The 9,756-nt window shown below is 70.7% G+C and carries 8 protein-coding genes and 1 pseudogene; 6 read left to right on the top strand and 3 right to left on the bottom strand.

Annotation, left to right across the window (positions count from 1 at the left end; all coding sequences use genetic code 11):
- Positions 1-828, bottom strand: an 828-nt coding sequence (locus HV824_RS32505; RefSeq protein WP_255208518.1) for an MFS transporter, incomplete at its 3' end; no start/stop codon positions are given.
- Between the two features lie 196 nt (positions 829-1,024).
- On the opposite strand from HV824_RS32505, the gene HV824_RS32500 reads away from it, so the two are divergent.
- From HV824_RS32500 to HV824_RS32485, 4 genes are read left to right on the top strand one after another with little or no spacing between them, the layout of a single operon-like run.
- On the top strand, positions 1,025-3,250 hold the full coding sequence (locus HV824_RS32500; protein ID WP_255208517.1) for a S41 family peptidase: 2,226 nt from the start codon (positions 1,025-1,027) through the stop codon (positions 3,248-3,250).
- Positions 3,251-3,310: 60 nt separating this feature from the next.
- Positions 3,311-3,919 carry a CAP domain-containing protein gene (locus tag HV824_RS32495; RefSeq protein WP_255208516.1) on the top strand — a complete coding sequence of 203 codons (609 nt, stop codon included), beginning with the start codon at positions 3,311-3,313 and terminating at the stop codon, positions 3,917-3,919.
- A gap of 12 nt (positions 3,920-3,931) precedes the next feature.
- Positions 3,932-4,522, top strand: a complete 591-nt coding sequence (locus HV824_RS32490) for a DUF350 domain-containing protein (RefSeq protein WP_176420228.1) — start codon at positions 3,932-3,934, stop codon at positions 4,520-4,522.
- Positions 4,519-5,379 (top strand): hypothetical protein, encoded by an 861-nt coding sequence (locus HV824_RS32485; protein WP_176424984.1) that lies wholly within the window; start codon positions 4,519-4,521, stop codon positions 5,377-5,379. Before HV824_RS32490 ends, HV824_RS32485 begins: the two co-directional genes overlap by 4 nt.
- A 12-nt stretch (positions 5,380-5,391) precedes the next feature.
- Here the strand turns inward: HV824_RS32485 and HV824_RS32480 are convergent, their stop codons facing one another.
- Positions 5,392-6,159, bottom strand: a complete 768-nt coding sequence (locus HV824_RS32480) for a tRNA(His) guanylyltransferase Thg1 family protein (protein ID WP_176424983.1) — start codon at positions 6,157-6,159, stop codon at positions 5,392-5,394.
- Entirely contained in the window at positions 6,149-6,619 is a 471-nt protein-coding gene (locus tag HV824_RS32475; protein ID WP_176420222.1) for an ATP-binding protein, read from the bottom strand. The genes HV824_RS32480 and HV824_RS32475 overlap by 11 nt, the downstream gene beginning before the upstream one ends.
- Before the next feature lie 266 nt (positions 6,620-6,885).
- Between HV824_RS32475 and HV824_RS32470 the strand changes: the two genes are divergently transcribed.
- Together HV824_RS32470 and HV824_RS32465 are read left to right on the top strand one after the other, a co-directional pair.
- Positions 6,886-9,195 (top strand): S8 family serine peptidase, encoded by a 2,310-nt coding sequence (locus HV824_RS32470; RefSeq protein ID WP_176420220.1) that lies wholly within the window; start codon positions 6,886-6,888, stop codon positions 9,193-9,195.
- A gap of 88 nt (positions 9,196-9,283) precedes the next feature.
- Positions 9,284-9,756, top strand: a pseudogene (locus HV824_RS32465) (AAA family ATPase); the annotation flags it as partial.

Raw genomic sequence — 9,756 nt, 5'->3', positions numbered from 1 at the left:
CACCGCGCCCAGCAGCAACCCCACCGCCGAGTCCCCCGCCTGGAAGGTGTCCTTCGCGAGCAGCACCAGCGCCACGTCATCCACGCCGTTGAAGGCCACCACGGCGCAGAAGCCCAGCGCGACGACGCGGGCCACTCGAGCCCGCCAGAGATAGACGAGCCCATCCCGTGCCTGACGGAACAACGACACGGGCGGCGCGGCGCCGTCATGCGCGGGCGGCACGGACGGCAGCGCCACCAACAAGCCCGCTGACAGGAAGAAGGACGCCGCGTCGACCAGCAACACGCCCTGGAGCCCCACGAGCGGAAACATCGCCGCCGCGAGCAGTGGCCCCAGCGCCTCGCCGGCCTGCGTCCCGAAGCCCACGCTGGCGTTGGCGGACTCCAGGTCATCACTCCGCACCAAGGCGGGCACCACCGCCCGGGAGGCGGGCTGGAACACCTGTCCGGCAATCGCCCGCGCGGCGACCAGGGCCAGCAGCACCGGCAGCGGCGGCAGCGTGAGCGCGATGAGCGCCAGGAGCGCCCCCTGGAGCAGCTCGCAGGCAATCATCACCCGCTTGAGGTCGAACCGGTCGCTGATGGCCCCGGTGAGCGGCCCCAGCAGGGCGGGCGCGAAGTCCCCCACGAGCAGCAACAGGGACACGGCCAGCGCCTGTCCCGTCTGCTCCGCGACGTACAGCATGAGCGCCACCAGGCTGAGCGCATCCCCCGTGAAGGAGATGACTCGCGCGCTCCACAGGGCCCGGAACGCCGGGTGATGACGCAGCAATTGAAGGGCACCCATCCCGCGCCCGCTGGTGTTTGAATCACTCGCAGGAACCGACATGTGCCGCGCGTCTCCACCTTCGGGAATCAGGCCCGGCACCGTAGAGGAGACGCGTGGCGGGCTTCAATTCCCCAGCCACGGACAGGCGGGCCCCTGGCCCGGTCCGCCCCACGCCGGCACCCCACGATATACCGGTGGGCTCCCGCCGTTCCTCCCCGGGCAAACGCGCTCCCCACACCCGGAAGAGAGCACCGGCATGACGATGCCCCAGCCCGAAACGACGAAGCCTGGAACGCCTCCCACGCCCACGCTCGCCACGTGGCTGCTCGCGGCGGCCTGTGCCTTCCACACGGCCTGTGGGGACGACCCGCCCCCAACCGAGCCGCCTCCGCCCCAAGCCCTGGACTGGTGCCCCCGCATCACGCCCGGCTCCAGCGGGATGTCCTCGTCCGCCCTGGCGATGTCCAACGCCCACGCCCTGGTCCGCTTCTTCAGCCCCGGCAGCCACTACCGGGAAATCGACGCCGCGCTCGCTGGCGCGATGGAGGGGTCCACCGTCGACTGGAACGGCGTGGCGCGGGCCTATGCGGAGGCACTCGATTCGGTCTGCGCCCACGAGGCCACCGCCTCCGCGGACCTTCCCGTGGTCCAGGTCGAGCAGCACGACACTGTCGCCGTCATCCGTCCCGGCACGGGTGAGCCCGTCCTCCCAGAGGGCACGCGGGCCGTCGCCATCGACCTGCGCGGCCTGCCCGACGCCCCGGGGCTGGAAGAGGCCCTGACCCGCGCCATCTCCGTCGCCAGCAGTCAGCCGGTGCCACGCGTCTCCGCGCGCGTGCGCGTCAACGACGGCATGACGGACGAATACAGCGCCCAGAGTTTATACAGCAACACCACGGACCTCCTGGCCGCGCCGGACTACCCCGCCTCGGGAGCGGTGGACCTGCCGGTGGCGCTGCTCACGGGCCCCACGCTGCCGCCCGCGGCGGCGCGCTTCGTGGTCGACCTGCGCACGGCGCGGCGAGCCTGGCTGTGGGGTGAGCCCGTCGCGACCGCCGTCGCCGAGTCGCGCTGGGTTCCCCTGGCGGCCCAGGGCCTGTCGATTCGCACGTCGCGGCTCGAGGACAGCACCGGCCCGCTTCCCGACCAACTCCCCGCGGACCGGGCGCTGGCCGGCGCCCTGGCCGACAGCCTGAGCGAGCTCCCCACGCTCGGGACACCTGCCGCCCTGGACCGGAGCGCCGCGGTCGCTCGCACGGGCATGACACAGCGCCAGCGCCCGACGGGTACGACGGCGCAGGTGGCGCAGACGGTCGGCATCGCGCGCGCGTCGCTCCTCATCACCCACGGCGCCGTGCGGCGCTTCTTCCCCTACTTCCATGTGGTGGGGGACGGCATCGACGCGCGGCTGGAGGAGACGCTGGCCGCGGTGGACGCCACGCCCGTGAGCCAACTCCAGACACTTCAGCTCCTGCGCCGCTTCGGCGCCGTGCTCCAGGACGGGCACGTCTTCGTCTCCGCGTCACCGTCTCCCTTCATCGGCGACCTCCCCGCGCTGCTGGAGGAGGTCGCCGGAGGAGACGTGGTGGTCCGCCGCTCGCTCGTCCCGGAGCTCCAGGCGGGCGACACCCTGGTGCGCGTGGGCGACCGCTCCACGGCGGAGTGGTACGCGGAAGAGCTCTCCCGCACGTCCGCCGCCACCCACGGCTACCGGCACGCCCTGGCCACGCGAAGGCTGCTTCAGCTGACAGGGCCCCTGTCGCTCGTGATGCGCGCCATGGATGGCACCGAGCGCACCGTGCAGGCCCGACCTTGGACTGGCGCCAACCTTGGCGCGGCGCTCGGCTACTCCCCCTCGCGACGCGCCAGCGGCTGGCTGGGCGACGTGGGCGCGCCGACGCTCTACTACATCACCATGAGCAGCGACGTGACGACGGACCTGGGCGCCGCCCTCCAGCACCTCGACACCGCGTCAGCCGCCCAGGGGCTCATCGTGGACATGCGCGGCTACCCCGGCTTCAGCCACTACGACTTCACCCGGCATCTCATCCAAGGCCCCTACGTCAGCCCCCTCTTCCGCGTGGGCCGCTGGACGGGCCCGGACGCGCATGAGGTGCGCGAGAGTCAGTACGCCTTCACCGGAAGCACGACGCGCGCATACACGGGGCCCCTGGTGCTGCTCGTGGGGCCTCGCTCGGTGTCCGCGGCGGAGAACTTCTCCACCATGCTCGTCGGCGCGAACCGCGTCCGGGTGGTGGGACAGCGCAGCGCGGGCACCAACGGCAACATCACCAACCTGCTGCTCCCCGGCGGCTTCCGGTTCATGTACACCGGAATGGAAGTTCTTCGTCCCGACCGCTCCACATTCCATGGCGTGGGAATTGTCCCGGATGAAGAGATTGTACCCACCACGGAAGACTTCGCGACGGGCAGAGACGCGGTGCTCTTGAAGGCCATCGACGTGCTCCAGGCACACGAATAGACGCTTGCCCGCGTGTGAAGCGGCAGGATGGCGCTCCTCACCCCGTGGAAAGGAGCAGTCATGAACGCACGTTTTCTTGCTGTCGCTGTCCTGGGTGCCGCGATGTTCACCGGCTGTGGTGAGCCGGAGTCCCCCACTGAGACGCCCGCTGGTGGAGGCGTTGTCATCCCGCCGGTGGAGACGCAGGGAGGGTCCTCCACCGTCACCGCCGCCGCGTATTGCGACGACGTGGCGACGTGGAACGCCGCGTGGACGGACCTGGAGGACCAGGTCCTCGTGCTCGTCAATCAGCGCCGCGCCGCCGGGGCCGTCTGTGGCGGCGTGGCCAAACCGCCCGCGCCCCCGCTCAGCAACAACGCCCAGCTGCGGTGTGCCGCGCGCAAGCACTCCAAGGACATGGGCACCCACAACTTCATGAGCCACACGGGCTCGGACGGCTCCACGCCCTGGCAGCGGATGAACCAGGCGGGCTACACGTACCGCAACGCCGCGGAGAACGTCGCGGCCGGCTACTCCACGGCCCTGGCCGTGGTGAACGGCTGGATGTCCAGCACCGGGCACTGCAACAACATCATGAACCCGGCGCTCCTCGACATCGGCGTCGGCTACTTCAACGCGCCGAGCAGCACGTACCGGCACTACTGGACGCAGGCCTTCGGCCGGCAGTAACACCGGGCTAGAGTGTGTGGCCGGGCGCTCATCCAGGGCGCCCGGCTCGCCTCGCTCGTCATGGACCTCCTCCTGCTTTTCGTCGGTCTCATCAAGGTGGTGTTCGGCGGCCTCGTCGCCGCGCTGGGCATCTGGCTCGCGCTGCGCGGCCTGAGCCGCATCCTCGGCGCCAACCCCGCGGAGGAGCTGCGCCAGGGCAACGTCGCCGCCGGCCTCGTCCACGCCGCCAGCCTGGTGTCGCTGGGCCTGCTGGTGCAGCACGCGGTGCAGGCCACGTCGGACGCGCTGGACCTCACCGTGCAGAATTCGACCCTGCAGCTGCCGGTCGTGGGCCGGCTGGTCGCGGTGGCCGTCCTGCACGTGGGGCTCTCACTGGGCGTGGGCGTCACGGTGCTCGGCACCGGCGTCCTGCTGTTCGACCGGATGACGCCGGGCATCGACGAGCTGGCGGAGGTGCGCAAGGGCAACGTCGCGGCGGCGCTCATCCTCTCCGCAATCCTGCTGGTGCTGGCGCTGCTGACCGCCCCGGGACTCCAGGCGGCGCTCAACGGGCTCATCCCCTTCCCCCAGCTCCCCGAAGGGACGCTGCGCGCGCCCGCGTGAAGACGTTCTTCAAGTGGATGCTCGGCGTGGTGGGCCTCGCCAGCTGCTTCTGCTGCTGTGGCCTGGGCACGCTGGGCCATCTGGCGGGCATGGACATCGCGCCACCCGAGCCCGGGCAGCCCAGCGGCGCCCGCGCGGTGGATTTGGGGCTGGTGCTCCTCCCGCCGGGCACCTCGCCGCGGCGGGCCCGGGATTACGACTGGCGGGCGGACAGCATCCAGCCCCCCGAGCACCACGTCGCCTACGGCCTGGGGACGGCGCTGGCCCAGACGCTGGCGGATGAGCACGCGGCGCTGGGCCGCCGGCTGCACTACCACTCACTGGGCAGGGAGCGCTTCTCGTTCAACGCACCGCCCGGCTGTAGCGCCGACATGCGCTGCATCTACGAGGAGCTGATGCGCACCAACGCCGAGCCCGTGCGGAGGCTGGGCGACACGTTCGTCGCCTCCATCCGCGCGCGGAAGCTGGATGCCGCGCAGGCCACGCAGCTCATCCTCGGCTTCGTGCAGCGCATCGACTACGAGCTGCCCGAGCACGAGGCCTTCGGCATCGTCCCCCCGGCGCTGGTCCCCGCGGAGAATCGCGGCGACTGCGACTCCAAGGCGGTGCTCGCGGTGATGCTGCTGCGGCAGGCGGGAGTCGACGCGGTGGTGCTGTACTCCGACCCGCTGTCCCACGCGGCGGTAGGCGTGGGGCTGCCCGGCAAGGGCACGGCGCTGCGCTACGCCGGGCGCAGCTACCAGTACGCGGAGGTCACCGCCCAGGGCTGGCCGCTGGGCATGATTCCGCCCCAATACGACAAGCCCCGGCTGTGGAAGGTGCTGCCCCTGAACGGGGGCCCTGACACGGCGGGCTGACGCCCCTGGGGCTCAGTCCGCCTCGGCACCTGGCGCCGCGAGCAGGCCCCGCACCAGGTGCTCATAGGACTCCTTCATGGGCAGCTCGGAGTCCACCTTGAGCCGCCGCCGGAGCGTGTGGGTCCGCCGGCCATCCCGTGGGTCCACGCCCTCTTTCTGGTACGCCTCCCACCACACCCCGCTTCCACGCCGCTGCCACAGGGGCACGTCGTTGAAGTTGATGCCGCGCTGGAAGAGGAGCTCGTTCTTGTAGCTCACCGGCTTGCCGTCCAGCTCGCGGGTGGCCTGCGCCGCGCTCCGGCCCTCCTTGCGCAGCGTCCAGTAGCACCAGCCATGCAGCGAACACCGGCTGCCGTCCGCCTGCCGCCAGAGGAAGTAGTCCAGCACCGCGCGCTCCGAGGCGCCCAGCCAGGCGCGGCCATCGAACACCGCCGGGACCCCCGCCGCATGCGTGAAGGTGGCGCTGGCCAGGCCCGCGGCCAGGGACACCACCTTCTCGACGGAGCGGTCGAAGAGCGCCCAGTCCGGCCGGAAGAGCACGGAGATTTCGTCGCTCTGCGTGTAGGCGTAGACGCCCTGGAGCTCCTCCAGCATCACGCTGGCGGTGCGCACCATGAACTGGTGGAACACCGGGTCGAAGGGCTTCTCGTAGCGGGCCTCCGTGAAGCGAGAGAAGCCCCGCCCATCCACGCGCAGCACCACCCAGGCGCCCGGCAGCATGCGCTGGTTGTGGAACACCTCGCCCTGCCTTGCTCGCGCCGCCAGCTCCTCAGGGTCCATCGGGTTCCTCCACCCAGGGTTGGACGCGAAGGCCACCGTCGGCGGCCAGCGTCACGTAGAACAGCGCGTCGAAGCCCTCCTCGAGCCGGGGCCGCTCGAGCTGCTTCACGGTGGCGCGCAACGCCACCTCCGGCACCCGGGCACGCCCGTCACGCAAGGCATTGCGAGCGAGGCAGTCCTCCAGCTTCGACGCGAAGTAGTAGCCCATGACTCGGGCCTGATACTCGCGCCCCAGGGCGATGAGGGGCGCGCGCACGTCCGCGGAGGGATTGGTGTTGTCCACCACCACCGACCGGCCCGCCGCCAGCGCCTCGGCGATAGAGCGGCGCTGGCGGGCCTCCTTGCGCACGGCGTGGGGCCACAAATCCTTGCTGACGTGCACGTGCGTGGCCGCGAAACGCCGCCGGTAGAGGCTGCTCTTGCCCGAGCCCTGCAAGCCAACGAAGAGAACCAGGTCCATGACGTGCGGCTCCGGACGCCCCGCGTGAGAGGGCCTGACAGCGACGGCCCCAGCCATAACGCTGCCACGCGAAAAAGACAGTCAACCCGATACATCTGTCGCGTCCCGTGTGTCGGCAGAACGTCACGAATGCCTGTCATTCCAATGAACTCCCAGACTTGGGCATGCATTGACACACTCACATCAAGCAGATTAACAAGCATATCTAGCTTTTCGAGGATTCAAGCGTTGTGCCGTACGGAAGTCCCTCTCAAGGAGACACCGCCATGCGTCTGCCGTCCTCGTTGTCCCCGCTGTCCCTCCTGGCCCTCGGTTGGGGCTTGTCCGCGCCCGTCACGGCGCTCGCCGCGAACACACCGGACCTGCGTCCGGGCGTCATCCGGAGCACCGCGGCGCTGGGCCCCGCCCGGGTCCTCACCGGCGCCGAGGTCGAGAAGGCTCGCCTCGCCGCGGGCGTCGACCGCGCGGCGAGCGGCGCTTATGCCCTTGCCACGGGCGCCGGGCATGTCTTCCACCGGACGGCCCAGCCCATCCATGCGCTGAAGACGCTCGACGTGCCGCGCGCGTCCGTCCAGCTCCACACCTGGCAGGAGGAGACGGCGGACGGCAGGCGCCAGGACTTCTTCGCCTACAGCCAGGGCGGCGTGGCGCTGCTGGGCCGCGTGCAGGCGACCGAGTACCTGGTGCGGCTGGAGCACGCGCGGTTCGACCCGCTCAAGGGCGCGCAGCCCCTGGTCGCGGGCCTGCTCACCGCGGACGCCAGCAACACCCTGCACCTGGTGCAGTTCCACGCCACGCCCCTGCCGGAGTACCGCGACGCCATCAAGGCCGCGGGGGGCAAGGTGCTGCGCTTCCTCACGGACCACACGTTCCTCGTGGAGATGAACGCCAGCGCGCACAAGCGCGTCGCCGGGCTGCCCTATGTCCGCTGGGTGGGCGCGTACCATCCGGAGTACCGGGTGGAAGGCGTGCTGCGCGAGTCCCTCCAGGGCCGCGCGCTGAAGCTGGAGCCGCAGCGCTACTCCATCATGGTGGGCGAGCGCGGCGCGGCGCGGCAGGACGAGGTCGCCTCGCTGGTCCGCGCGCTGGGCGGCACGGTGGAGCTCATTGAAGCGGGCGGCCTGCGCGTGGAGGCCACCCTCACCCAGTCTCAACTGGAGCGGCTGGTGCGCTCCAACGCCGTGCAGTACGTGGACCGCTGGGGCGGTCCGGGTGAGCTCGACAACAACAACGTCCGTCAGGTGGGCGGCGCGACCTACCTGGAGGGCCTGGAGGGCTTCACGGGCCAGGGGGTGCGCGGCGAAATCTTCGACACCGAGCTGCGCACCACGCACCAGGAGTGGGCGACGGCGCCCCTCATCCACAGCACGAGCACCACGGGCAGCTTCCACGGCAGCGCCTGCTACAGCATCAACTTCGCCCGAGGCGTGGATGCGAACGCCCGCGGCCTGCTTCCCTCCGGCCAGGGCATCTTCTACCGCTACAACGAGTCCTCCCAGTTCGGCGGCCCCAAGTCCCGCTACGACATCAACCGGGAGCTCATCGACCCGTCCGGGCCGTACCGCGCCGTGTTCCAGACGTCCAGCGTGGGCAGCGCGCAGGTGACGGGCTACACCACCATCTCCGCGGAGGTGGATGACTACCTGTTCCAGTACCCCATCCTCAGCACGCAGTCGCAGAGCAACACCGGCAATCGGAACTCGCGGCCACAGGCGTGGGCGAAGAACATCGTGTCCGTGGGGGGCATGTACCACTACGACAACACCAACCGCGCGGATGACCGGTGGAACGGCGGAGCCAGCGTGGGCCCGGCGGCGGACGGCCGCCTCAAGCCGGACCTGTCGTACTACTACGACTCCATCCGCTCCGCGTCGAACTCCAGCAACACGGCCTACACCAACTTCGGTGGCACCAGCGCGGCCACGCCGCAGACGGCGGGGCACTTCGGCCTGCTGTTCCAGATGTGGCACGAGGGCGTCTGGGCGGGCTTCGGTGGTGGCGCGGATGTCTTCGCCAGCCGTCCGAAGATGGCCACGGCGAAGGCGCTGATGATCAACATGGCGCACCGCTACAACTGGCTCGCGGGTGGCTCCAACGGCGACCTGACGCGCGCGCGGCAGGGCTGGGGCACCGCGGACGTGAAGCGGCTGTATGACCGCGCCGCCGTGACGAGCATCATCAACGAGACGGACCGGCTGCTCCCGCTCGGCACGAACACGTACCGCGTCGCCGTGCCCGCCGGACAGAAGGAGCTCAACGTCACCATGGTCTACACCGACCCCGCCGGCACGGTGGGCGCGGCGCAGGCGCGCATCAATGACCTGTCGCTGCGCGTGACGTCTCCCTCCGGCGTCGTCTACTGGGGCAACAATGGCCTGACGGCGAGCAACGTCTCCACGTCGGGCGGCGTGTCGAACACGGTGGACACGGTGGAGAACGTGTTCCTCCTCGAACCCGCCGCGGGCACGTGGACCGTGGAGGTGATTGCCGACGAAATCGTCGAGGACGCGGACCTGACGACGCGCGTGGTGGACGCGAACTACGCCCTGGTCGTGAGCGGCGGCAAGATTCAGTAGGCCTGGGTCGAGCTGAAGCAGGCGCCGGGCCGGTGCTCCCTTCGCGGGAGTGCTGGCCCTGGCCCTGCCCCAATGGCATGACAGGCCCATGCCCCGTGACGTCTCCTTCTTCGACCAGCTCGGCTCGCTCCTCGCCCAGGAACGCGAGGCGGAGAGAGCCCGCCTGGCCGCGCTCGCCCAGAGCCTCTCGCTGCATGAGCGCGAGGAGCACGGCCTGTCCGTCCTGGACCTGGAGTCCATCGAGGAGGAGGTCGGCCTGGGAGGCCGCTTCCTCGTCACCCTGGGCCGCGCGGACCGCCGCCCCTTGCCCACCCGCCTGCACAACGGCGACCTGGTGGCCGTGCTGCCCCGCCGCGCGGAGGTGAAGGAGCCCGCCCGCGCCCTCATCTCCCGCGCCACCGCCACGCGCATCCAGCTCGCCTTCGACCGCTCCCCGCCGCCCTACGTCCACGAGGGCCTGTTGCGCCTGGACGTCGTCCCCAACGACGTCACCTACGACAGGCTGCGCGCCGGCCTCCAGCGCATCAAGGCCCTGGACAAGGGCGCCGAGCGGCACAAGCG

This window comes from Myxococcus sp. AM009, from assembly GCF_013372605.1.
In the GTDB taxonomy this organism is placed as follows: Bacteria; Myxococcota; Myxococcia; order Myxococcales; family Myxococcaceae; genus Myxococcus; species Myxococcus vastator.
This window is presented reverse-complemented; position numbering and strand designations above follow the sequence as displayed.